General features: G+C 71.8%; 24 protein-coding genes. 20 read left to right on the plus strand and 4 right to left on the minus strand.

The genetic code is table 11. The features are described from left to right. Positions 1-4 precede the first annotated feature (4 nt). From K6T13_RS07435 to K6T13_RS07460, 6 genes are all read left to right on the plus strand, one after another. Positions 5-541 carry an HIT family protein gene (locus tag K6T13_RS07435; RefSeq protein ID WP_249423986.1) on the plus strand — a complete coding sequence of 179 codons (537 nt, stop codon included), beginning with the start codon at positions 5-7 and terminating at the stop codon, positions 539-541. Between the two features lie 5 nt (positions 542-546). Beyond that, positions 547-1,041 carry an anthrone oxygenase family protein gene (locus K6T13_RS07440; protein WP_249423988.1) on the plus strand — a complete coding sequence of 165 codons (495 nt, stop codon included), beginning with the start codon at positions 547-549 and terminating at the stop codon, positions 1,039-1,041. A 13-nt stretch (positions 1,042-1,054) separates the two neighbouring features. Then, positions 1,055-1,669 carry a phosphatidylinositol phosphate synthase gene (gene pgsA / locus K6T13_RS07445; RefSeq protein ID WP_222897858.1) on the plus strand — a complete coding sequence of 205 codons (615 nt, stop codon included), beginning with the start codon at positions 1,055-1,057 and terminating at the stop codon, positions 1,667-1,669. 64 nt (positions 1,670-1,733) lie between these two features. Beyond that, entirely contained in the window at positions 1,734-2,651 is a 918-nt protein-coding gene (gene pdxS, locus K6T13_RS07450) for a pyridoxal 5'-phosphate synthase lyase subunit PdxS (protein ID WP_222897859.1), read from the plus strand. A 111-nt stretch (positions 2,652-2,762) separates the two neighbouring features. After that, positions 2,763-3,413 (plus strand): hypothetical protein, encoded by a 651-nt coding sequence (locus K6T13_RS07455; protein WP_222897860.1) that lies wholly within the window; start codon positions 2,763-2,765, stop codon positions 3,411-3,413. A gap of 4 nt (positions 3,414-3,417) precedes the next feature. Continuing rightward, entirely contained in the window at positions 3,418-4,236 is an 819-nt protein-coding gene (locus K6T13_RS07460) for a S26 family signal peptidase (RefSeq protein ID WP_222897861.1), read from the plus strand. Here K6T13_RS07460 and K6T13_RS07465 read toward each other — a convergent pair. Continuing rightward, positions 4,217-5,350 carry a serine hydrolase domain-containing protein gene (locus K6T13_RS07465; RefSeq protein WP_222897862.1) on the minus strand — a complete coding sequence of 378 codons (1,134 nt, stop codon included), beginning with the start codon at positions 5,348-5,350 and terminating at the stop codon, positions 4,217-4,219. The genes K6T13_RS07460 and K6T13_RS07465 overlap by 20 nt on opposite strands. Before the next feature lie 65 nt (positions 5,351-5,415). Between K6T13_RS07465 and pdxT the strand changes: the two genes are divergently transcribed. After that, positions 5,416-6,024: a pyridoxal 5'-phosphate synthase glutaminase subunit PdxT gene (pdxT, locus tag K6T13_RS07470; RefSeq protein WP_222897863.1), complete on the plus strand. Its 609-nt coding sequence runs from the start codon at positions 5,416-5,418 to the stop codon at positions 6,022-6,024. 11 nt (positions 6,025-6,035) lie between these two features. Then, positions 6,036-6,800, plus strand: coding sequence for a YebC/PmpR family DNA-binding transcriptional regulator (locus K6T13_RS07475; protein WP_222897864.1), 765 nt, complete (start codon positions 6,036-6,038; stop codon positions 6,798-6,800). A gap of 30 nt (positions 6,801-6,830) precedes the next feature. On the opposite strand, the gene K6T13_RS07480 is transcribed toward K6T13_RS07475, so the two are convergent. Then, positions 6,831-8,867, minus strand: a complete 2,037-nt coding sequence (locus tag K6T13_RS07480) for a PhoX family protein (RefSeq protein WP_222897865.1) — start codon at positions 8,865-8,867, stop codon at positions 6,831-6,833. A gap of 189 nt (positions 8,868-9,056) precedes the next feature. Here K6T13_RS07480 and ruvC point away from each other — a divergent pair, with 189 nt between their 5' ends. The 8 genes from ruvC (at position 9,057) to K6T13_RS07520 (ending at position 16,415) form a co-directional block, all read left to right on the plus strand. Continuing rightward, positions 9,057-9,599 (plus strand): crossover junction endodeoxyribonuclease RuvC, encoded by a 543-nt coding sequence (gene ruvC, locus K6T13_RS07485; RefSeq protein WP_222897866.1) that lies wholly within the window; start codon positions 9,057-9,059, stop codon positions 9,597-9,599. Then, positions 9,596-10,195, plus strand: a complete 600-nt coding sequence (gene ruvA / locus K6T13_RS07490; RefSeq protein ID WP_222897867.1) for a Holliday junction branch migration protein RuvA — start codon at positions 9,596-9,598, stop codon at positions 10,193-10,195. Before ruvC ends, ruvA begins: the two co-directional genes overlap by 4 nt. Continuing rightward, positions 10,192-11,262: a Holliday junction branch migration DNA helicase RuvB gene (gene ruvB / locus K6T13_RS07495; protein WP_430228147.1), complete on the plus strand. Its 1,071-nt coding sequence runs from the start codon at positions 10,192-10,194 to the stop codon at positions 11,260-11,262. The genes ruvA and ruvB overlap by 4 nt, the downstream gene beginning before the upstream one ends. 80 nt (positions 11,263-11,342) lie before the next feature. Then, positions 11,343-11,630, plus strand: coding sequence for a preprotein translocase subunit YajC (gene yajC, locus K6T13_RS07500; RefSeq protein WP_222897868.1), 288 nt, complete (start codon positions 11,343-11,345; stop codon positions 11,628-11,630). An 8-nt stretch (positions 11,631-11,638) separates the two neighbouring features. Then, a complete protein-coding gene (locus K6T13_RS07505; protein ID WP_222898195.1) occupies positions 11,639-12,178 on the plus strand; it encodes an adenine phosphoribosyltransferase in 540 nt (179 codons plus the stop codon). Between the two features lie 29 nt (positions 12,179-12,207). Then, entirely contained in the window at positions 12,208-14,493 is a 2,286-nt protein-coding gene (locus K6T13_RS07510; protein ID WP_249423990.1) for a RelA/SpoT family protein, read from the plus strand. A 5-nt stretch (positions 14,494-14,498) separates the two neighbouring features. Then, positions 14,499-15,578: a zinc-binding dehydrogenase gene (locus tag K6T13_RS07515; protein WP_222897869.1), complete on the plus strand. Its 1,080-nt coding sequence runs from the start codon at positions 14,499-14,501 to the stop codon at positions 15,576-15,578. 126 nt (positions 15,579-15,704) lie between these two features. Beyond that, on the plus strand, positions 15,705-16,415 hold the full coding sequence (locus K6T13_RS07520) for a hypothetical protein (protein WP_222897870.1): 711 nt from the start codon (positions 15,705-15,707) through the stop codon (positions 16,413-16,415). A 116-nt stretch (positions 16,416-16,531) separates the two neighbouring features. On the opposite strand, the gene K6T13_RS07525 is transcribed toward K6T13_RS07520, so the two are convergent. Next, complete coding sequence (locus tag K6T13_RS07525; RefSeq protein WP_222897871.1) at positions 16,532-17,761, minus strand: DUF349 domain-containing protein; 1,230 nt, start codon at positions 17,759-17,761, stop codon at positions 16,532-16,534. 100 nt (positions 17,762-17,861) lie between these two features. Here K6T13_RS07525 and K6T13_RS07530 point away from each other — a divergent pair, with 100 nt between their 5' ends. Genes K6T13_RS07530 through K6T13_RS07545 form a run of 4 tightly spaced genes read left to right on the plus strand, consistent with a single transcriptional unit; the run spans position 17,862 to position 23,096 of the window. After that, on the plus strand, positions 17,862-18,587 hold the full coding sequence (locus tag K6T13_RS07530; RefSeq protein WP_222897872.1) for an MBL fold metallo-hydrolase: 726 nt from the start codon (positions 17,862-17,864) through the stop codon (positions 18,585-18,587). A 5-nt stretch (positions 18,588-18,592) separates the two neighbouring features. Beyond that, positions 18,593-19,945 carry a histidine--tRNA ligase gene (hisS, locus tag K6T13_RS07535; RefSeq protein ID WP_222897873.1) on the plus strand — a complete coding sequence of 451 codons (1,353 nt, stop codon included), beginning with the start codon at positions 18,593-18,595 and terminating at the stop codon, positions 19,943-19,945. Then, positions 19,942-21,726, plus strand: coding sequence for an aspartate--tRNA ligase (aspS, locus tag K6T13_RS07540; protein ID WP_222897874.1), 1,785 nt, complete (start codon positions 19,942-19,944; stop codon positions 21,724-21,726). Before hisS ends, aspS begins: the two co-directional genes overlap by 4 nt. Before the next feature lie 11 nt (positions 21,727-21,737). Further along, positions 21,738-23,096 carry a replication-associated recombination protein A gene (locus K6T13_RS07545; protein WP_249423991.1) on the plus strand — a complete coding sequence of 453 codons (1,359 nt, stop codon included), beginning with the start codon at positions 21,738-21,740 and terminating at the stop codon, positions 23,094-23,096. A 22-nt stretch (positions 23,097-23,118) separates the two neighbouring features. Here the strand turns inward: K6T13_RS07545 and K6T13_RS07550 are convergent, their stop codons facing one another. After that, complete coding sequence (locus K6T13_RS07550; RefSeq protein ID WP_222897875.1) at positions 23,119-23,673, minus strand: AAA family ATPase; 555 nt, start codon at positions 23,671-23,673, stop codon at positions 23,119-23,121. Positions 23,674-23,726: the final 53 nt, after the last annotated feature.

A 23,726-nucleotide genomic window follows, 5' to 3' on the forward strand; every position in this document is an offset into this window, starting at 1 on the left:
CCGCGTGAGCGAGGAGCACCGTCAGGACGGCGTCGGGGAGCCCGACCAGCTGGACCGGCTGTGGACGCCCTACCGGATGGCCTACATCCGCGGTGAGGAGCGCCCGAGCGGCACCGGCGCGGACGAGTGTCCCTTCTGCCGGATCCCGGCGCTCTCCGACGAGGAGGGGCTCGTCGTCCACCGCGGGGACACGGCGTACGTCGTGCTCAACCTGTTCCCCTACACGGCCGGACACCTGATGGTCTGCCCCTTCCGCCACATCCCCGACTACACCGACACGACCGACGAGGAGGCCGCTGAGGTCGCGGCTCTCACCAAGCGGGCGATGACCGTCCTGCGCAGCGTGTCCCACGCGGAGGGGTTCAACCTCGGGATGAACCAGGGCACGGCGGGCGGTGCCGGCATCCGCGCCCACCTTCACCAGCACGTCGTACCGCGGTGGGTCGGTGACGCCAACTTCATGCCGATCATCGGTCACACCAAGACCCTGCCCCAGCTGCTCACCGACACCCGCCAGCTGCTCGCCGAGGCCTGGGGGTGACGATCGTGGCCACGCTCGTGCTCCTGCTGGCGACCGTGAGCGCCGGGCTCGCCGCCGGAGTGTTCTGGCTCTACCAGCACACGATCATGCCGGGTTTCGGGAGAGTCGACGACCGCACGTTCGTCGGCGCATTCCAGGCCATCGACCGCGCGATCATCAACCCCTGGTTCCTCGGTGGCGCCTTCTTCGGCGCACCTGCCCTCACGCTGGCCGCCGCCCTGCTGCACCTCGGCGAGGGCCAGCGGTCGGTGCTCTGGTGGGCGCTGGGGGCGTTGGTCGCACAGGTGGTGATCATCGCCATCACGATCGTCGTCAACGTGCCCCGCAACAACGCCCTCAAGGACGCCGGCGACCCCGACACCATCGACGTCGCGGCGGTGCGCAGGGCGTTCGACGAGGGCCGCTGGGTGCGCGCCAACCGGGTGCGGGTGCTGCTGTCCGTCGTGGCCCTGGCGGCGCTGTGCTGGTCCCTGGTCGTCCACGGCCGGCTCGCCGGATAGCCTGCCGCCCACCATGTTGGACAGGTTCAAGGCGTTCTGGCAGGGCGTCGCTCTCGCCCCCTTCGTGAAGCTCTTCCTTCGGCTCGGCATCAGTCCTGACGCGGTGACCCTCGTCGGGACGCTCGGGGTCGCAGCGGGAGCCCTCGTCTTCTTCCCGCAGGGCCTGCTGTGGCAGGGCGTGGTGGTCATCACGGCGTTCGTCTTCAGCGACCTCATCGACGGCCAGATGGCGCGGATGAGCGGGCGGACCTCGAAGTTCGGCGCGTTCTGGGACTCCACGCTCGACCGGTTCGGGGACGCTGCGGTCTTCGGTGGGCTGCTGCTCTACTTCGCCGGCCCCGGGGACGACTACCTCTACCTGTGCCTGACGCTGTACTGCCTCGTCATGGGATCGATCACGTCCTACGCCCGCGCCCGGGCGGAGTCGCTCGGGATGGACGCGCGGGGCGGGCTGGCCGAGCGCGCCGACCGGCTGGTGGCGATCCTGGTGATGACCTTCTTCGGCGACGTGCTCGACCTGCCGGTCCTCTACCAGGCGACGCTGTGGGTCCTCGCCGCCGCCAACACCTACACGGTCGCGTTCCGGGTGCTCAAGGTACGCCGGCAGGCCCTCGCCGACGTGGGCTGACCGGGCACGGCCGCACCCCGGCCTCGATGCGGGGCCGGGCGGCTCCCGGCCGTAGAATCGGGCCATGGCCGAGAGCACCACCGAATCCACCCCTGCCCAGCCGCAGACCGGCACGTCCCGCGTCAAGCGCGGCATGGCCGAGATGCTCAAGGGCGGCGTGATCATGGACGTCGTCACCCCGGAGCAGGCGAAGATCGCCGAGGACGCCGGCGCGGTCGCCGTCATGGCGCTGGAGCGCGTGCCGGCCGACATCCGGGCCCAGGGCGGGGTCTCGCGGATGAGCGACCCGGACATGATCGACGGCATCATCGAGGCGGTCTCGATCCCGGTCATGGCGAAGGCCCGGATCGGCCACTTCGCCGAGGCGCAGGTGCTGCAGAGCCTCGGCGTCGACTACATCGACGAGTCCGAGGTGCTCACCCCCGCCGACTATGCCCACCACATCGACAAGTGGGCCTTCACCGTCCCCTTCGTGTGCGGAGCCACCAACCTGGGCGAGGCGCTGCGCCGGATCACCGAGGGCGCGGCGATGATCCGCTCCAAGGGCGAGGCCGGCACGGGCGACGTCTCCAACGCCGTCACCCACATGCGCACCATCCGTGCCGAGCTGAACCGCCTCCACGGCATGGCGGAGGACGAGCTCTACGTCGCCGCCAAGGAGCTCCAGGCCCCCTACGAGCTGGTCAAGGAGGTGGCCGCGGCCGGCAAGCTGCCCGTGGTCCTCTTCACCGCCGGCGGGATCGCCACCCCGGCCGACGCCGCGATGATGATGCAGCTCGGCGCCGAGGGCGTCTTCGTCGGCTCCGGCATCTTCAAGTCCGGCAACCCGTCCGAGCGGGCCGAGGCGATCGTCAAGGCCACCACGTTCTACGACGACCCCGACGTGGTCGCCAAGGTCAGCCGCGGGCTCGGCGAGGCGATGGTCGGCATCAACGTCGACGACATCCCGGTGCCCCACCGGCTCGCCGACCGCGGCTGGTAGCCACGGCAGCTGGTCGGCAAAACGCCGGCAAAATCTGTAAATACCGGACAGGCAACCCTCGATGCCGTGGAATGGAGTCCCACCGGCTCCACACGTCTCGGAGGTCTCGCCATGCGCTACGCGCCCACTCCTCGTCATCCGTCGGAATCGGGCGAGGGCCGGCTCTGGGTCGTCTGGCTGAGCTCCGCACTCGCGGCCGTGCTGCTCTCCCTCGGGGTGTCGGGGACGCTGGGCGACTGGTCCAGCGCGGTCCTCGATCACGACGACAACACTGCCGCGACCAGGAGCACCACACGTGTCCTCCAGGTGACCGGCCCCGACGCCAGCGGCGTCGACACCACGTGCGCCTCGGACGAGTCGGCCGACAACGCCTCGACGTGCGACATCAACCTGTTCGGCGCCGGCGGGGTGGAGCAGACCGAGCTGGCGCCGGGATCGTCGAGCACCACCGTGGTGCAGGTCGAGAACACCGGCAACAGCAACGGTGTCCTCGACATCGACGCCTCCGCGTGCGACGACGGCACCGGCTCGTTGTGCGACAAGATGACCATCACGGTCGCCTGCACTGGCCTCAGCCCCATCGTCGGGACGCCGATGACGCTCAGCAGCTTCGCCGACGCGAACGAGCTGAGCGCGGGCCAGCTCACGCCGGGGGCACCCACCACCTGCACGTTCGTCACCCGTTTGCCGCTGCTCACGACGGGCTGGGAGGCCCAGTCCGTCGCGCAGACAGTGTCCTGGACGCTGGCGCCCCCGGCCTGACCCTGTGGCTCGCGCCCCGCGCGTGGCGGCCGCCGGCCTGCTCGCCGCGCTCCTGCTGGTCGTCCTGGTGGCGGTCGGCTGGCGCGTCGCGGGCGGGACCTGGGTGCGGGTCGAGACACCGAGCATGGGGACCACGGCACCCGTCGGCAGCCTCCTGTGGCTCCGACCGACCACGACAGTCGACCTCGAGCCCGGCGACATCGTGACCTTCCGCGCGCCGGGGGAGTCCGGCACCACCACGCGGAGCCACCACGTCGACGAGGTGCTCGCCGACGACACGTTGACCACGCGGGGCGTCCTCAGCGGCGAGGACCCGTGGACGGTCACCGAGGGCGACCTCGTGGGCCGGGTCGTGGCGGTCTGGGTGGGGGCCGGCTGGGTCGTGCTGATGGCGCCCACGCTGGTCGTCGGCGCCGTCGCAGTGGCCGTCGGCGTACGCCGGGCGCGGACGGACCTCAGGCTCCCGCTTGCTGTCGTCGGGGCCTCGCTCGTGCTGACGACCGCCCTCGTCGTCCACCGGCCGCTGGCTGGGGCTGAGCAGCTGGCCTTCCGCGCCGACGGCGACGTCGCACGGGCCACGTGGGTCAACACCGGGATGCTGCCGCTGCGCCTCGCCGAGACCGGCGGTGGCGCGTTCGCGGTCATGCACCCCGGCGAGGTCGCGGAGGTCGTCGACCGCCGCGCCGAGGGCGGGCGGTTCGAGGTCGAGATCGAGCCCGTGCTGTCCTGGTGGTGGTGGATGTGTCTGAGCGCACTCTGTTTCGTGCCCGCGCTCGTCGAGACCGGCCGCCGGCTCCGTGGGGTCAGCGCACGGCCTCGGTGACCACCCGGGCCGCGTCGGACACGGAGTAGGACCGGCCCCGCTCCGAGGCCAGCAGCCCGAGCCGCACCACCAGGGTGTCGGTCCCGGGGTCGACCAGTAGCACCTGCCCGCCCAGCCCCAGGGCGGCGAAGAGCCGCTCGGGTGCGCCCGGCGCGAGCTGACCGTCCTCCACCCGCACGGGCTGGCCGGCGCCGTCGACGGCGTCGAGGGCCCCGCGCACGGTGCCGGTGCGGTTGAGCCACCACAGCAGGCCGTACGCCGAGGTGTGCCGCGACGAGGGCCGGGCGACGTCGGCGACGAAGCCGCGGTCGAGCAGCCGCCGGCCGGCGGCCCGGCCGTCGTCGAGGAAGAGCTGGCCGAACCGCGCGAGGTCGCGGCAGGTCGTCTGCATCCCGAAGAACAGGTTGGTGGACCGGCCACTGGCATCGCGGGTCAGCCGGCTGTCGAGCATGCCCAGCGGTTCGAAGAGACGCTCGCGCGCGAACTCGTCGACGGGTCCGCCCACGGCGCCACGGAGGACGGCGTCCAGGCTCTGGATGGCCGCGTTGTTGTAGGCCCACGCGGTCCCCGGCGGGTACGCCTGTTCCAGCCCCACGGCGTACGCCGTCCGGTCCCGGGCGCCGATCAGCTCGGTGTAGTCGCTCTCCGCCGAGTGCTCCCGGCCGCTGGCGTTGGCCAGGAGGTGCCGGACCGTCACCGCCGCGGCCGGCGTGCCACGCCACGCAGGCACGTGCCGGGCGGCCGGCTCGTCGAGCTCGAGCAGTCCCTCCCGAGCAGCGATCCCAACCAGCGCCGCGGCCACCGACTTGGTCACCGAGAACACCTCGCGGCTCCGGTCGGGGGCGTGCTCACGCCAGTTGCCCTCGGTCACGAGCCGACCGTCCCGGACCACCGCGAAGCACGTCGAGCCGCGACGGCGGGCGTCCCTGGCGAGCCGGTCGAGGACCTCCGCGTCGAGCCCGACCGAGGCGGCGGAGGCGGTCGGCCACGGCTCGACCTCGGCGGCCTCCTCGGTGGTACCGGCCGGAGCGGACGGGGTGCGCGTCGTGTCCGCGCTGCAGCCGACCAGCAGCGCCACGACGGCGGCGGCGACAGGCACCAGACGTCGGATCACACGGTCGACGATAGGCGCGGCACCCAACGCGGATCCGGCGCAGCAGGCGGCACTACGATCACGCGGTGACCACCCCGACCGTCGGCGTCTTCGCCCTCCAGGGCGACGTCCGCGAGCACCTCCGGGTGCTCGAGTCGCTGGGCGTGCACGCCGTCGGCGTACGCCGGAGCAGCGAGCTCGACGCGTGCGACGCCCTGGTGCTGCCCGGCGGTGAGTCGACCACGATGGCCAAGCTGGCGCGCACCTTCGACCTCTTCGAACCGATCCGCCGCCGGATCGCCACGGGGATGCCGGTGCTCGGGACGTGCGCCGGCATGATCCTGCTGGGCGACCGGATCGCGGACGGCGCCCCGGGGCAGGAGACCTTCGGTGGCCTCGACGCGACCGTCCGGCGCAACGCCTTCGGGCGCCAGGTCGACTCCTTCGAGGGCGACCTGCGGTTCGCCGGGATGGCCGACCCGGTCCACGCCGTCTTCATCCGCGCCCCCTGGGTGGAGGATCCGGGACCGTCGGTCGAGGTACTGGCGCGCGTGGCCGAGGGACCCGCCGCGGGTAGGATCGTCGCGGTCCGGCAGGGCAGCGTTCTGGCGACGTCCTTCCACCCCGAGTGGGGCGGGGACGACCGGGTGCACCGGCTGCTCGTGGACCAGATCCGAGACTCGACGCAGGAGTAGATGGGAAGCGCATGTCCGGCCACTCCAAATGGGCGACCACCAAGCACAAGAAGGCCGCCATCGACGCCAAGCGCGGCAAGCTCTTCGCCAAGCTGATCAAGAACGTCGAGGTCGCGGCGCGGATGGGCGGCGGCGACCCGGCCGGCAACCCGACCCTCTACGACGCCATCCAGAAGGCCAAGAAGTCCTCGGTCCCCAACGACAACATCGACCGCGCCGTCAAGCGTGGCTCAGGTGCCGAGGCGGGGGGCGCCGACTACCAGACGATCATGTACGAGGGCTACGGGCCCTCGGGCGTCGCGATGCTCATCGAGTGCCTCACCGACAACCGCAACCGGGCAGCCATGGAGGTCCGCACCGCCATGACCCGCAACGGGGGGTCGCTGGCCGACCCGGGCTCGGTGTCGTTCCTCTTCAACCGCAAGGGCGTCGTCGTGGTGCCGCGCGACCAGGAAGGCCGCACCGTCACCGAGGACGACGTCCTCGAGGCCGCGCTCGACGCCGGTGCCGAGGAGGTCGAGGTCGAGGGGGAGCAGTACGTCGTCACCTCCGAGGCCGGCGACCTGGTCGGCGTCCGCACCGCCCTGCAGGCGGCCGGCCTCGACTACGACTCGGCGGAGGCGGAGTTCGTGCCCGACCTCAAGGTGCAGCTCGACAAGGAGGCCGCGGCGAAGGTGTTCCGCCTCATCGACGTGCTCGACGACCTCGACGACGTGCAGAACATCTTCGCCAACTTCGACGTCTCCGACGAGGTGATGGCCGAGCTCGACGCCTGAGGCGCCGAGCCCGGCCAGCGGGATCAGCCGCTACTGCTCGTAGACCACCACGACCGACGGTCGCGGGTAGCCGTTGCGGTCGGGCCACGTGCTCGACTGGTTCTCGAAGGTGGCGCCGTTGGTCTCCCCGGGGTGCTGCGGAGCGATGAACACCGAGCGCTGGTCGTCGGTGATGAACGGGCCGCACGCCTCCGCGCCGTACGGCACGGTGAGGAACTGCTGCACGTGGCCACGGTGGGGTCCCTCCGTCGGCACCCGGAACAGTCCGTCGTTGGAGCCCAGGGCGTTGCCGTCCGTGGAGATCCACAGGTTGCCCGCCGCGTCGAAGGCGACGTTGTCGGGGCAGCTGATCGGGCTGACGCGATCCTTCGGGAAGCCGGCGAAGTAGGTCTCCGGGGCCCGGGGGTCACCGCACACGAGCATCAGCCGCCAGAAGAAGTTCCGGCTGGCGTGGTTCCCGTTGGCGGGCTCCATCTCGAGGACGTAGCCGTTGCGGTTGCCGTTCTGCACGACCAGCGGTGCGCCCAGCGAGGCTCGGGTGCGCGACTGCCACAGCGGGTTCGCCTCGTCGGTCTCGGCCTCGGTGTCGCGCTGGGAGTTGTTGGTGAGCGCGCAGTAGACGTTGCCGTTGACGGGGTTGACCTCGATGTCCTCGGGCCGGTCCATCTTGGTCGGCGACACCGTGTCGGCCGCCAGACGGGTGTCAAGCAGCACCTCCGCGACGGACATGCCCTCGACGAAGGACTCGGTGTCGCTCGTGAGCGGGATCCACGTGCCCGAGCCGTCGAACTGCTCGTCCTCGCGACCGTCGCCGCGGAACCGCGCCACGTACAGCGTCCCGGTGGTGAGCAGCCGCATGTTGCGCCGCCGTGCCCGCGCGTCCCGGCCACGGTCGATGGTCCCGGCGGAGACGAACTTGTAGATGTAGTCGAACCGCTCGTCGTCGCCCATGTAGGCCACGACCTGGCCGTTGTCGGCGACCGTCACGTTGGCACCCTCGTGCTTGAAGCGCCCGAGCATCGTGTGCTTGCGCGGTGTCGAGTCGGGGTCGAACGGGTCGACCTCCACGATCCAGCCGAAGCGGAACGGCTCGTGCGGCTCCCGGCTCAGGTCGAAGCGGTCGTCGACGGTGTCCCAGCGCCGCGCGGAGACGCCGCTGACGCCGTACCGGTCGTAGGAGGCGGTGTAGCGCGGGTCGCGGGCGCCCGAGGCGTGGAAGTACTGGTTGAAGTTCTCCTCACCGGAGAGCACCGTGCCCCACGGGGTGAGCCCACCGGCACAGTTGTTGAGCGTCCCCTTCACCATCCGGCCGGTGGGGTCGGCCGAGGTCTGGAGCCGCTCGTGGCCCGCGGCGGGGCCGACCAGCCGGAAGTCGGACTGGGTGTGCAGGCGCCGGTTGAGGGGGGACCGGCCCGGGACCCGGCGTACCCACGAGCCACGCTTCCTGCCGCGGCGCAGCTCGACGACCGACATGCCGTGCGAGGCCATCGCGACCCGCTTCACGAGCTCGGAATCGGTCCCGGTGGGGAACATGAGGTTCTCGTCGGTGTACTCGTGGTTGGCCACGAGGACGGCGCCGTTCTTCCTGGTGGGGTGCGGCAGCACGCCGACGTAGTCGTTGTTGTAGCCGAACTGCTGGGTCGCCGCCTCCGGCGTCTGGTTCCGGACGTCGAAAGCCGGGGCGCCCCGGAGCACCTTGTCGCCCCACCGGATGACGACGTCGGCCTCGAAGCCGCGCGGCACCGTGACGTCGTCGAAGTCGTTGGGCTCCACCGGGCGGAAGCGCCAGGTGCCGGCGGTGCTGCCGGCCACGGCGGCCGCCGCCAGGGGAGTGCCCGTGGCCACGCCGGCGACGGTGAGGGCTCCCGCGCCGGCGCCCACCTTGAGGAACGAGCGCCGGGCCAGCGCCTGCTCGGCGATGGTGCGGAACTCGGGGTTGTCGCTGGTGTTGGGCACCGGCTGGTCGCAGGCGTTGCCGCAGCGGTACAGGCAGGTGAGGTGGCTGCGCGACCCGTGCCGGTTCTCCGTGATCAGCGGCAGGAGCGGACGAGGGGGGGTGACGGTCATCGGACCTCCGAGTGAGCAGTGCTACGTAGGGGCATCGAAGCCTGCTCGGGGGCGTTCCCGGCGTCCCGTGGGTGAACGGGAGGTGAAGGACGCCCGGGCGCTCGTCGTCCGCGTGTCGTGCCCGGGCGCGGCGGCGAGGACGTCTAGCGTGGTTGCGAACAGGTGTTCGGACGACGACGGGAGTGACGCGTGCGCGTGCTCGGGATCGACCCCGGTCTCACCCGCTGTGGCATGGGCGTGGTCGAGGGCTCGGTGGGCCGGCCGTTGCGGCTGGTCGACGTCAACGTGCTGCGCACCAGCGCCGGGCTGCCCGTCGCCGAGCGGCTGGTGACCATCGAGCGCGGCATCGACGCCTGGCTCGACGACCACGCCCCCGACGCGGTGGCGGTGGAGCGGGTCTTCGCCCGGTCCGACTCCAGCACGATCATGGGCACCGCACAGGCCAGTGGGATCGCCCTGGTCGCGGCCGCTCGGCGCGGCCTTCCCGTGGCGACCTACACCCCCAGCGAGGTGAAGGCCGCGGTCTCGGGCAGCGGTCGGGCCGGGAAGGCGCAGGTGGGTGCCATGGTGACCCGCATCCTGCGGCTCGACGCCCCGCCGAAGCCGGCCGACGCGGCCGACGCGCTCGCGCTCGCCGTCACCCACGTGTGGCGAGGTGGCGCCCAGGCCCGGATCGAGGCTGCCCTCGTGGCACGCTCCGGCCAGGCACGACCACCGAAGGGAGTCGCATGATCGCGTTCGTACGGGGCCAGGTGGCTGCCGTGGGCCTCACGTCCGCGGTCGTCGAGGTCGGGGGCGTCGGGCTCGAGCTCGTGTGCACACCCGGCACGCTCGCCACGCTGCGACCGGGGCAGTCGACCACGCTGCCGACCAGCATGGTCGTCCGCGAGGACTCCCTGACGCTGTTCGGCTTCCTCGACGACGACGAGCGCACGACCTTCGAGCTCGTGCAGACTGCCTCCGGGGTGGGGCCCAAGCTGGCGCAGGCCATGCTGGCGGTCCTCAGCCCCGACGACCTGCGTCGCGCCGTGGCGGGCGAGGACGTGAAGACGCTCACCCGGGTCCCGGGTATCGGTCAGAAGGGGGCGCAGCGGATCATCCTCGAGCTCAAGGACCGCATCGGCGCCCCCGTCGGGTCGGGTCACGGACCCGCGCCGACGGCCTCGGGTCCGGACTGGCGCGGCCAGGTCCAGCAGGGACTCGTCGGTCTCGGCTGGTCGGCGAAGGAGGCCGACAAGGCGATCGAGTCCGTGGCCGACCAGGCAGGTGACGCACCCGACGTGGGCGGCCTCCTCCGGGCCGCCCTGCGGACCCTGAGCAAGGCGTGACGGAGCAGCCCGTGGATCACCTGGACGCCGCCGAGGAGGCCCACCTCCGCTCGCTCACCGCGGCGGAGGCCGACGGCGACGAGCGCGCCGTCGAGGCCGCGCTGCGGCCCCGCACGCTCGACGAGGTGATCGGCCAGGGGCGGGTGCGGGCCCAGCTGGGTCTCGTCCTCGAGGCCGCACGGCAGCGTGGCCGCGCGCCCGACCACGTCCTGCTCTCCGGCCCTCCCGGACTCGGCAAGACCACCCTCGCGATGATCATCGCCGCGGAGATGTCAGCGCCGCTGCGGCTCACCAGCGGCCCTGCCATCACCCATGCCGGCGACCTCGCAGCCATCCTCTCGGGCATGAACGAGGGCGACGTGCTCTTCGTCGACGAGATCCACCGCATGTCCCGTCCGGCCGAGGAGATGCTCTACCTCGCCATGGAGGACTTCCGGGTCGACGTGGTGATCGGCAAGGGCCCCGGGGCCACCGCGATCCCGCTGGAGATCCCGCCCTTCACCCTCGTCGGGGCGACGACTCGTGCCGGGCTGCTGCCGGGGCCCCTGCGTGACCGGTTCGGCTTCACCGGCCACCTGGAGTTCTACGACGCCGAGGAGCTGGAGCTCATCGTGCGGCGGTCCGCCGGGCTGCTCGACGTCCACTTCACCGACGAGGGCGCCGCCGAGATCGCCTCCCGCTCCCGCGGCACGCCCCGCATCGCCAACCGGCTGCTGCGCCGCGTCCGTGACTACGCCCAGGTGCGCGCCGACGGCGTGGTCACCCTCGACGTGGCCGGCAAGGCCCTCGACCTCTACGAGGTGGACGCCTCGGGCCTGGACCGGCTCGACCGTTCCGTCCTCGACGCGCTGTGCCGACGGTTCGGCGGGGGACCTGTCGGCATCTCCACGCTCGCCGTCGCCGTCGGCGAGGAGCGCGAGACGGTGGAGGAGGTCGCCGAGCCCTTCCTGGTCCGCAACGGCCTGCTGGCCCGGACGCCGCGGGGCCGGGTCGCCACGGCTGCGGCCTGGCAGCACCTCGGGATGGACGCGCCGCCGCCCTCCGAACCGACCCTGTTCGAGGACTGAGGGCCGGTCGTTAGACTCGCCCATCGGTCGGCGAGTCCCGACCACCCCCGAAGTTCACCACTGTCGAAGAAGGTCGTGTCGTGGAGCAGTTCGTCTCCCTGTTGCCCCTGATCGGTATCGCCCTGCTGTTCTGGCTGCTGATCATCCGCCCCGCCTCCCGCCGCCAGAAGGCGCTCTCCCGGCTCCAAGCCAGCCTCGAGCCCGGCAACCGGGTCATGATGAGCTCCGGCATCTACGGCACCGTCGAGCAGATCGACGACGACCGGGTGCACCTGCGGGTCGCCGACGGCGTGACGCTGCAAGTGGCGCGCGGCGCGATCAACACCGTCGTGCCCGCCGACTCGACCGGGACGGTCGACCCGCAGTGAGCGATGCGGTGACCGCGGCGAGCGAGGCGCTCCAGCGGCTCGTGGTCGACGTCCCCGACTTCCCCGAGGCCGGGGTGGTCTTCAAGGACATCAGCAGGATGCTGGCCGACCACGACGCCTTCACCGCGGTCATCGAGGCCCTCGCCGCGGCCGGTCGCGACGAGGCCGGCGCCGTCGTGGTCGACAAGGTCGTGGGCATGGAGGCCCGCGGCTTCATCCTCGCCGCACCAGTCGCCCTCGCGCTGGGGTGCGGCTTCGTGCCGGTGCGCAAGGCCGGCAAGCTGCCCCGCGAGACCCACGCCGTGTCCTACTCCCTCGAGTACGGCGAGGCCACGCTCGAGCTCCACACCGACGCCATCGCGCCGGGGGAGCGGGTGCTGCTGGTCGACGACGTGCTGGCCACGGGCGGCACCGTCGGGGCCACCACCGAGCTGGTCGGGCTGTGCGGCGGTACCAACCACGCCGTGGCGGTCCTCATCGAGATCGGCTTCCTCGACGGCCGCGCCGCCGCCGGCGACGTACCCGTCCACAGCCTGATGACGGTCTGAGCGGGCGACCCCGCCCGTAGACTGGCGACATGGCGGAGGAGCAGTCAACGGCGGCCACCGAGCCGGCTGCGTCTGCCCGCAGCATGCGCGCGCGACTGGCCCGGATGGGCACCCGCAGCCAGCCCGGCAACCCGGTGCTGGAGCCGCTCTTCCGGGCGGTGCGCGCCAACCACCCCAAGGCGGACCTCGCCCTGCTGGAGCGGGCCTACACCACGGCCGAGCGCCTCCACGCCACCCAGACCCGCAAGAGCGGGGACCCCTACATCACCCATCCGCTCGCGGTGACGACGATCCTCGCCGACATGGGCATGACCGAGCCGACGCTGGTCGCCGCCCTCCTCCACGACACGGTCGAGGACACGCCCTACACCCTCGACGACGTCACCCGCGAGTTCGGCGAGGAGGTGGCGCTGCTCGTCGACGGCGTCACCAAGCTCGACAAGGTCAAGTACGGCGACTCGGCGCAGGCTGAGACGATCCGCAAGATGATCGTCGCGATGTCGCGCGACATCCGGGTGCTGGTGATCAAGCTCGCCGACCGGCTCCACAACATGCGCACCCTGCGCTACGTCAAGCGCGAGTCGCAGGAGCGCACCGCGCGCGAGACCCTCGACATCTACGCCCCGCTCGCACACCGGCTGGGCATGAACACCATCAAGTGGGAGCTGGAGGACCTCGCCTTCGCGACGCTCCACCCCAAGATCTACGACGAGATCGTGCGGCTGGTCGCCGAGCGCGCGCCCTCGCGCGGCCACTTCCTCGGTCAGGTGATCGCCCAGGTCGAGAAGGACCTCAAAGACGCCAAGATCACCGCCAAGGTCAGCGGGCGGCCCAAGCACTACTACTCGATCTACCAGAAGATGATCGTCGGGGGCCGCGAGTTCTCCGACATCTACGACCTCGTGGGCGTCCGGATCCTCGTCGAGAACGACCGCGACTGCTACTCCGCCCTCGGCATCCTGCACTCCCGCTGGAACCCGGTGCTCGGCCGGTTCAAGGACTACGTGGCGATGCCGAAGTTCAACATGTACCAGTCGCTGCACACGACCGTGATCGGCCCGCAGGGCAAGCCGGTGGAGCTGCAGATCCGCACCTTCGCGATGCACCGCCGGGCGGAGTACGGCGTCGCGGCGCACTGGAAGTACAAGGAGGACTCGCGCAGCGGGGTCGACACCGAGCGTCCGGGCGACCTCGACGACATGACGTGGATGCGCCAGCTGCTCGACTGGCAGAGCGACGTCGAGGACCCCGGCGAGTTCCTGGAGTCGCTGCGCTTCGAGATCAACCGCGCCGAGGTCTACGTCTTCACCCCGCGCGGGGACGTGATCGCCCTGCCGGCCGGTGCGACACCCGTCGACTTCGCCTACGCCGTCCACACCGAGGTCGGTCACCGCACCATCGGCGCCCGCGTCAACGGTCGTCTCGTGCCGCTGGAGTCGACGCTCGACAACAGCGACGTGGTGGAGATCTTCACCTCCAAGTCGCCCACCGCAGGACCCTCCCGCGACTGGCTGGCGTTCGTGAAGTCGCCGCGAGCCCGTTCCAAGATCCGGCAGTGGTTCACCAAGGAGCGGCGCGACACCGCCATCGAGGAGGGCAAGGACCAGATCGCCCGCCTGATGCGCAAGGAGGGGCTGCCGCTCCAGCGGCTGCTCTCCCACGAGGCGCTGACGTTGGTGGCCCAGCACTTCAAGCTCGCCGACGTCACGGCCCTCTACGCCGCGGTCGGGGAGAACAACCTGAGTGCGCAGGCCGTCGTCCGCCGGGTGATCGACCTCCACGGCGGCGACGCAGGGGCCGAGGAAGACCTGTCGGAGGCCGTGCGCATCACCAGCCGCGCGCGCTCGCGCTCCTCGACGGCCGCCGGCGACACCGGCGTCATCGTCAAGGGCGCACCCGACGTGTGGGTCAAGCTCGCCCGCTGCTGCACCCCGGTTCCGCCCGACGACATCCTGGGCTTCGTCACCAAGGGCGGCGGCGTGTCGGTCCACCGCAAGGACTGCACCAACGCCTCCAGCCTGCTCGGGCAGCCCGAGCGGCTGCAGGACGTCGAGTGGGCCCCGACCGGCCAGTCGATGTTCCTCGTCAACATCCAGGTCGAGGCACTCGACCGGGCCCGGCTGCTGTCCGACATCACGATGGCGCTCTCCGACGCCCACGTGAACATCCTCAGCGCCCAGCTGACGACCTCCCGCGACCGGGTCGCCAAGAGCCGGTTCAGCTTCGAGATGGCGGAGTCGAAGCACCTCGACAGCGTGCTGCGGGCCGTGCGTGCGGTCCCGGGGGTCTTCGACGCCTACCGGGTCACCTCCTAGTCGCCGTGGCGACCCCCGACGATCCGCTTTCCGGGCCGCTCCCCGACACGATGCGCGCGGTCGTGCTCACGGCCCACGGCGGACCGGAGGTGCTCGAGGTGCGCGACGTCCCGCGGCCGGTACCGGGTCCGGGCGAGGTCCTCGTCAGGGTCGGGGCGGCGGCGCTCAACAACACCGACGTGTGGACCCGCGAGGGTGACTACGGGCGGCCGGGCCCTCCGGCGGGGTGGCGGGGTCCGATCGCGTTCCCGCGGATCCAGGGTGGCGACGTCGCCGGCACGGTCGTCGCTCACGGGGAGGGTGTCGGGCCGGAGCTGGTCGGGTCACGGGTGCTGCTCGACCCGGCCGTCTACGACTCCGAGCGTCCTGACGCCCTGCCGGTCGACATCCTCGGGAGCGAGCGCGACGGCGGCTACGCCGAGTACGTCGTGGTGCCGGCCGTTCGTGCCCACGCGGTCGGCGACTCCCCGCTCACCGACGCCGAGCTCGCCTCCCTGCCGATCGCCTACGGCACGGCCCTCGGCATGGTCGAGCGGGGAGGGGTCGCGGCCGGGCACACCGTGGTGGTGACCGGCGCCTCGGGCGGGGTGGGGCTCGCGGCCGTCCAGCTGGCGACGTACCGCGGCGCCAGTGTGGTCGCCGTCAGCAGCACCGGGAAGATCGACGCCGTGCGATCGGCGGGCGCCGACCACGTCGTCGACCGCCGGGCCGGCGACGTCGTCGAGGCGGTCCGCGCGGTGGCACCGCACGGGGTGGACGCGGTGATCGACGTGGTCGCGGGTCCCACGCTCGTCGCCGGGCTGGACCTGCTGCGGGACGGTGGCCGCTGGGTGGTGGCCGGTGCCCTCGACGGGCACACGGTGCCGCTCGACGTCCGCAGCCTCTACCTGCGCAACCTCGTCCTCGTGGGGTCCACGATGCACACCCCGGCCCTGTTCGAGCAGCTCGTGGAGATCGCCCGGGCGGGAGCCGTCCGGCCGGTCGTGGCCGCGACGTACGCCCTGGCGGAGGCGGCCCGGGCGCAGGTCGAGCTGGCCGAGCGGCGCCACGTCGGCAAGCTCGTGCTGGAGCCGCACCAGCGCTGAGCACTAGTCCGATCGTCCAGACCTGAGGCGCATGAGGACTACACCGGCGTGGTTTGGCGGCTCGGACCCCCCGAGGCTCCCTAGGTTCTCCTCGTCCACGAACCACGACCTTGGGAGCACACCCGCATGTCGAAGTCCCGCCTCTCCATGATCGCCACCGTGGCGATCGCCTCCACCTGCCTGATCGGGGCCGGCACCGCCGGTGCCGTCGCGGGGCAGCTGGTCACCTCCGACGACATCCAGGACCGCACGATCGTCCACCGCGACATCGCCAAGGACGGCATCAAGCGCGGCCTGATGGCGCCGAACTCCGTCACCTGGAAGAAGGTGCTCAGCAAGGGCGCCAAGCAGAAGGTCGCCGCCATGGCCACCGATGGCGGCAAGGTCGTCGGCTTCAACCGCTACTACGTCCACCACGACACCACCCAGCCCGAGAGCATGGAGTCGGTGGCGATGACGCCGGTGTACCCGGAGATCGAGCTCGAGCCCGGCATCTACCAGGTCTCGGTCCACGGCATCACGGACCTCCAGTCGTGGATCCTGGCCGGCGAGGAGCACATCTACGACGAGAGCGCCCTCTTCCACGGCTGCTTCTCGGCGCCGTCCGACGTGAATGACCACGTCGCGGGCTGTGACTCGACCTACGTCCTCGAGGTGGACGAGCCCACCACGCTCCCTGTCACCTTCGTCCCGTGGTACGGAGGCACCCAGCCCGGGTACGGGTCCGCGTACGCCGAGGTGTCGGTGATCGAGCTGAGTGGCTCGCTGCCCCAGCACCCGGAGGAGCCGATGCCCCCGAAGCAGAAGCGTGCGATGCAGGACCTGCTGAAGCGCTGAACCCGGCCAACGGGCGGTGCCATCCAGCGGGGATGGCACCGCCCGTTCTGCTTTGCCGTGGTGGTCTCGACAGGCTCGACCGACGTGAGGTCTCGACCGACGTGGGGTGAGGCGGGTCAGCCCGAGTAGTCGGCCGAGGCCCGCTTGGCCATGTCGAGGAACGACTGGCGCGAGGCCAGGTTCTCCTCCAGGTCCTTGACCCGCTTGTCCTCACCTGCGGCGCGTGCCGCTGCCAGGTCGCGTTCGATGTCGGCGATGGCGGCCTCGAGCTTGCTGACCATGTCGTCGGCGCGGGCGGACTTCTCCGGGTCGGTCCGGCGCCACTGCTCCTGCTCGGCGTCACGGATCTCCTGCTCGACCCGGCGCATGCGCCCCTCGAGCTCCTTGATCCGGTCGCGCGGCACCTTGCCTGCGGCCTCCCAGCGTTCGGCGATGTCGCGGACCGCCTTCTTGGCGGCGTCGAGGTCGGAGACGGGCAGCAGCGCCTCGGCCTCGACGAGCAGCGCCTCCTTGACCTCGGCGTTGGCGGAGAACTCCTTGTCCTGCTCGGCCTGCGCCGCGTCGCGGTTGCCGAAGAAGGTGTCCTGGGCGGCGCGGAACCGCTGCCACAGCTGCTCGTCGACCTCGCGGGGCGCAGGGCCGGCGGCCTTCCACTGCTTCATGAGGTCGCGGTAGGCACCCGAGGTCGGGCCCCAGTCGGTCGACCCGGCGATCGCCTCGGCCTCCTTGACCAGCCGCTCCTTGACGACGCGGGCACCCTCGCGCCGCTCGTTCTGCTCGGCGAAGTGGGCCTTGCGGCGCCGGGTGTAGGTGGTGCGGGCGGAGGAGAAGCGCCGCCACAGCGCGTCGTCGGAGGAGCGGTCGATCCTCGGCAGCGCCTTCCACTGGTCGAGCAGCTCGCGCAGCCGGTTGGCACCGCCTCGCCAGTCGTCGCCCTCCGAGAGCTTCTCGGCCTCGGCGACGATCGCCTCCTTGGCGGTGCGTGCCTCGGCCGCCTTCTGGGCGCGCTGCTCCTTGCGCGCCTTGCGCTGGGTGGCGATGACGGGGGAGAGCGCGTCGAGCCGGCCCGCGAGGGAGGCGAGGTCACCCACCGCGTTGGCGTCGACCACCTGACCACGGACGGTCTTGACGGCCTCGGCCGCCTCGTCGGGCGACAGCACGCCGGAGTTGACGCGCTGCTCGAGGAGCTGCACCTCCAGTGCCAGCGCGTCGAAACGTCGGGTGTAGAAGGCCAGGGCGTCCTCGGGGGTCCCCTCCGGGTACTGGCCCACGGAGCGCTCGCCGTCGGCGGTCTTCACGAAGACCGTGCCGTCGTCGGCGACTCGACCCCACTCACTGCTCGTCACGTGTGTTCCTCTTCGCTCGTCTTTCCGGCGCGAGCCCCATGCTAGTCAGGGGCCCGACGCCGATGCGGGTGCGCTCCCTCCTGCTCGGTAGTGTGCGGGGGTGTTCATCGCCGGATTCCCCGCTGGTCCCTGGGGCACCAACTGCTACGTGGTGGCGACCGGAGCCGGTCAGGAGTGCGTCGTCGTCGACCCCGGCAAGGATGCCGCCGACGGGGTCGCCGAGGTGATCCGCGAGCACCGGCTCAAGCCGGTCGCGGTGATGGCGACCCACGGGCACCTCGACCACATCTGGTGCGTGACCCCCGTCGCGGGCACCTACGACGCCACCGCCTGGATCCACTCGGCCGACCGCCACCTGCTCACCGACCCCTTGGCCGGCATGAGCGAGGACACCCGGTTGATGCTGCCCCAGCTCCTCGGCGGCCGGGAGCACCAGTGGGTCGAGCCCGACGACGTCCGCCCGCTGGACGACACGACGACGCTCGAGCTGGCCGGCGTCACCTTCACGGTCGACCACACCCCGGGTCACACCGAGGGGTCGGTCACCTTCCGCACGCCGTACCCCGACCAGGACGAGGTGTCGGAGGTGCTCTTCTCCGGGGACCTGCTCTTCGCCGGCTCCATCGGCCGCACCGACCTCCCCGGGGGCGACCACCCGACGATGCTCCGCAGCCTGCGGGACAAGGTGCTGCCGCTGGCCGACGACATCGTCGTGCTGCCCGGCCACGGCGAGCAGACCTCGATCGGCCGCGAGCGGGCGACCAACCCCTACCTCCTCGAGCTCGCCGGCTCGGGGGCCGCGGGCCGCGTCATCCGGGGGCTCTGACGCGCATGGCCGCGAAGATCAGCCCGCTCAGCGGGTTCCCCGAGCTGCTGCCCGCCGCCCGCGCCGTCGAGCGGCAGGTGGTCGACTCCCTCGCCCACAGCTTCGAGCTGCACGGCTTCGCCAACATCGAGACCCGGGTGGTCGAGCCCCTCGACCGGCTGGCCAAGGGCGGCGAGATCGACAAGGAGATCTACGTGCTGCGCCGGCTCCAGGCCGACGCCGACGCCGACGACACCGGTCTCGGCATGCACTTCGACCTCACGGTGCCGTTCGCCCGCTACGTCCTCGAGAACGCCGGTCACCTCGAGTTCCCGTTCCGTCGGTTCCAGATCCAGCCCGCCTGGCGCGGCGAGCGTCCCCAGGAGGGTCGCTATCGGCAGTTCACCCAGGCCGACGTCGACATCGTCGGGCGCGACGAGCTGCCGTTCCACCACGACGTCGAGGTGATGCGGGTGATGGTGCAGGCGCTCGACGCGCTGCCGCTGCCACCGCTCTCGTTCCAGTTCAACAACCGCAAGCTGATCCAGGGCTTCTACCGCGGCCTGGGCATCGAGGACGTGCCGGAGGCGATCCGCGTCATCGACAAGCTCGACAAGCAGCCGGCCGAGGAGGTCGCGCGCCTGCTGGTGGACCGCGTCGGCGCCACGCCCGAGCAGGCCGAGCGGTGCCTCGAGCTGGCCACCATCCGCGTCCCGGACACCTCGTTCGTCGACCGGGTGCGCGCGCTCGGCGTCAGCGACGAGCTGCTCGAGACCGGCCTGACGGAGCTGGCCGCGGTCGTGGAGGGCTGCGCCGCCGGCGCGGGCGCCGGTGTCACGGTCGAGGCCAACCTGCGGATCGCGCGCGGGCTGGACTACTACACCGGCACCGTCGTCGAGATCTTCATGAGCGGCTACGAGCGGCTCAAGTCGGTCGGCGGCGGCGGGCGGTACGACGCCCTGGCGAGCGACGGCCGGACGACGTACCCCGGCGTGGGTGTCTCCTTCGGTGTCTCCCGCACGCTGCTGCCGCTGATCGCCGACGGCGTCCTCGCCGGCAGCCGCCCCGTCCCCAGCGCCGTGCTCGTCGCGCTCGCCGACGAGGAGTCGCGAGCAGCCAGCGAGGCGGTCGCCACGGCACTGCGGTCCCGCGACATCCCGTGCGAGGTCGCGCCGAGCCCGCAGCGCTTCGGGAAGCAGATCCGCTTTGCGGAGCGGCGCGGCATCCCGTATGTCTGGTTCCCCGGGCCCGACGGCCACGAGGTGAAGGACATCCGCAGCGGCGACCAGGCCGCGGCAGACCCGGACACCTGGGTCCCGCCCGCCGAGGACCTCCACCCCCAGATCCTCCAGACCACGAGCAAGGAGCAGCACCCGTGATCCGCACCCACGACGCCGGCACCCTGACCGCCGCCAACGTCGGAGAGACCGTCACCCTGGCCGGGTGGGTCGCCCGACGGCGCGACCACGGCGGGGTGGCCTTCCTCGACCTGCGCGAGGCCAGCGGCGTCGTGCAGGTGGTGGTCCGCGACGAGGAGGTGGCCCACAGCCTGCGCAGCGAGTTCTGCCTCAAGGTCACCGGCGAGGTCGGCAAGCGCCCGGAGGGCAACGCCAACCCCAACATCCCCACCGGTGACATCGAGGTCGTCGCCACCGACGTCGAGGTGCTCAGCCCCGCCGCGGCCCTGCCGTTCCCCATCGACGAGCACCTCGAGGTGGGCGAGGAGGCACGGCTCAAGCACCGCTACCTCGACCTCCGGCGGGCCGCGCCGGCTGCCGCACTGCGTCTCCGCAGCCGGGTCAACAAGGCCGCCCGTGAGGTGCTCGACCGCCACGACTTCGTCGAGATCGAGACCCCGACGCTGACCCGGTCGACGCCCGAGGGGGCCCGTGACTTCCTGGTCCCGGCCCGCCTCCAGCCGGGCAGCTGGTACGCCCTGCCGCAGAGCCCGCAGCTGTTCAAGCAGCTGCTGATGGTCGCGGGTATGGAGCGCTACTACCAGATCGCGCGCTGCTACCGCGACGAGGACTTCCGGGCCGACCGGCAGCCGGAGTTCACCCAGCTCGACATCGAGATGAGCTTCGTCGAGCAGGACGACGTGATTGCGCTCTCCGAGGAGGTCCTGGCCGCCCTCTGGTCCCTGGTCGGGCACGAGATCAGGACGCCGATCCCGCGGATGACCTACGCCGACGCGATGGCCCGGTTCGGCACCGACAAGCCCGACCTGCGCATGGAGCAGGAGCTGGTCGACTGCACCGACTACTTCCGTGACACCCCCTTCCGGGTGTTCTCGCCGGCCACCTCGGCGTACGTCGGCGCCGTGGTCATGCCGGGCGGGGCCTCGCAGCCGCGCAAGCAGCTCGACGCCTGGCAGGAGTGGGCGCGCCAGCGCGGCGCCAAGGGCCTGGCCTACGTGCTCGTCCAGGACGACGGCGAGCTCGGTGGCCCGGTGGCCAAGAACCTGTCGGACTCCGAGCGTGACGGGATCGCCAGCTTCGTCGGAGCCCAGCCGGGCGACTGCATCTTCTTCGCTGCCGGGCCCGTGCGGTCCAGCCGCGCCCTGCTCGGAGCCGCCCGCCTCGAGATCGGCCGCCGCTGCGGTCTGATCGACGAGGACGCGTGGAGCTTCGTGTGGGTGGTCGACGCCCCGCTGTTCGAGCCCGCCGACGAGGCGACGGCCGCCGGCGACGTGGCCGTCGGCTCCGGGGCCTGGACGGCCGTCCACCACGCCTTCACCTCCCCGCAGGACCTCGAGGCCTTCGACAAGGAGCCGGGCGAGGCGCTGGCGTGGGCCTACGACATCGTCTGCAACGGCAACGAGATCGGCGGTGGCTCGATCCGTATCCACCGCGGTGACATCCAGCAGCGCGTCTTCGAGGTGATGGGTCTCTCCCACGAGGAGTCGCAGGAGAAGTTCGGCTTCCTCCTCGACGCCTTCAAGTACGGCGCGCCGCCGCACGGCGGCATCGCGTTCGGGTGGGACCGGATCGTCGCGCTGCTGGCCGGCAGCGACTCGATCCGCGACGTGATCGCGTTCCCCAAGTCCGGCGGCGGCTTCGACCCGCTGACCGCGGCCCCGGCGCCGATCACGCCCGAGCAGCGCAAGGAGGCCGGCGTCGACGCCGTGCCGGACGCCGACGAGGGCGGCGACGACTCGTAGGCTGACCCGTCGTGGACGGTCTGTTCGAGGTCCCGGACGCTCCCGGGGGCAGTACCCCCGGTGCCGGGTCGCTGGGGGTCAACACGCACGCGTCGGCGCCGCTGCCGGTGCGGATGCGGCCACGCACGCTCGACGAGCTGGTCGGCCAAGAGCAGCTGCGGGCCCCCGGGTCGCCGCTGCGTCAGCTGATCGAGGGCGACCAGGCGACGTCGCTGCTCCTGTGGGGACCACCGGGCACCGGCAAGACCACGATCGCCGCCATCGTCAGCCAGCAGACCGACCGACGGTTCGTCGAGGTCTCTGCCGTCTCGGCCGGCGTCAAGGAGGTACGGGCGGCGATCGACGCGGCCCGTGCCGAGCTGAGCCGCGGCGGCCGCGAGACCGTGCTGTTCGTCGACGAGGTGCACCGCTTCAGCAAGGCGCAGCAGGACGCGCTGCTGCCCGGCGTCGAGAACCGCTGGGTCACGCTCGTGGCCGCCACGACGGAGAACCCCTTCTTCTCCGTGATCTCGCCGCTGCTCTCCCGCAGCCTGCTGCTGCGGCTGCAACCGCTGACCGACGACGACGTCCGCGCGGTGATCGAGAGCGCCCTGGCCGACGAGCGCGGACTGGCGGGTCGGCTCGAGCTCGACGACGACGCCCGTGAGCACCTGGTGCGACTGGCCGGCGGTGACGCCCGCCGGTCGCTGACCTACCTCGAGGCGGCGGCGAGAGCGGCCGGCGCGCGGGGGGCCGACCGGATCGACCTCGAGTCGGCCGAGGCAGCCGTGGACCAGGCGGCCGTCCGCTACGACCGGCAGGGCGACCAGCACTACGACGTCGTCTCGGCGTGGATCAAGTCGATGCGCGGCTCCGACGTCGACGCGGCGCTCCACTACCTCGCCCGGATGATCGAGGCGGGGGAGGACCCGCGGTTCATCGCCCGACGCCTGGTCGTCCACGCGAGCGAGGACGTCGGACTGGCCGACCCCACCGTCCTGCCGACCTGCGTCGCGGCCGCGCAGGCGGTGCAGCTGATCGGCATGCCCGAGGCCCGCATCAACCTGGCGCAGGCCACCATCGCGCTCACGGTGGCACCCAAGTCCAACGCGGTGATCACCGCGATCGACGCAGCGGTCGCCGACGTACGGGCGGGCAAGATCGGGCAGGTGCCGCCCCACCTGCGTGACGCCCACTACCGCGGCGCCGGCGACCTGGGGCACGGCAAGGGCTACGTCTACCCCCACGACGAGCCGTACGGCGTCGCCGAGCAGCAGTACGCGCCCGACACCGTCGCCGACGCCGCCTACTACCGCCCGACCTCGTTGGGGGCGGAGGCGGCCGTCGCGGAGCGCTGGGCCAAGATCCGGAAGCTCGTCCGCGGCGAGTAGGGCGTCGCCTGCGGGCCGTGGGTCACGCGTGGCTCTCGTGGCCTGCTCTCACCCGGGCGATGAAGCGGTCGGTCTCGCGCCGGGTCCGCAGCCGGTGGAACCGCAGGTGCTGCCACTGGGGGTCGTGCATCGCTCGCGCGTAGCGCTCCTGGGTCCGTGAGTACGTCGTCCAGGCCCACCAGAGGATGGAATCCTCCCCGCGCCAGAACATGAGACCTCGCCAGCTCTCCCGATTGCTGGCCCACAGCTCCTCTCGGGTGGCGGCCCGACGGACCGTGCGGGTCACGGACTGCCACATGGTGCGCCAACGCGGCGGGCTGACCCACACCACGGTGTCGGCCAGGGCCCAGACCTGGGGGCCGATCTTGCTCCAGTAGTTCCCGTCCACCACCCACCGCTCGCCGGTGGTCGCGGCGGCCACGCGCGCGGAGAGCTCCTCCTTCGTCGCGGCGCTCCAGTCGGCTCCCCAGTGCAGGGCGTCCAGCTCGACGTAGGGGGCGGACAACGCCTCCGCCAGCCGGCGGGCGACGGCCGTCTTGCCGGAGCCCGAGCTGCCCACCACCGAGATGCGCTTCACGACGCAGACCCTACGGGGAGCGCACGTCCCGTCGGGGAACCGTGCGCCCAGGC

Source organism: Nocardioides coralli (assembly GCF_019880385.1).
In the GTDB taxonomy this organism is placed as follows: domain Bacteria; phylum Actinomycetota; class Actinomycetes; order Propionibacteriales; family Nocardioidaceae; genus Nocardioides; species Nocardioides coralli.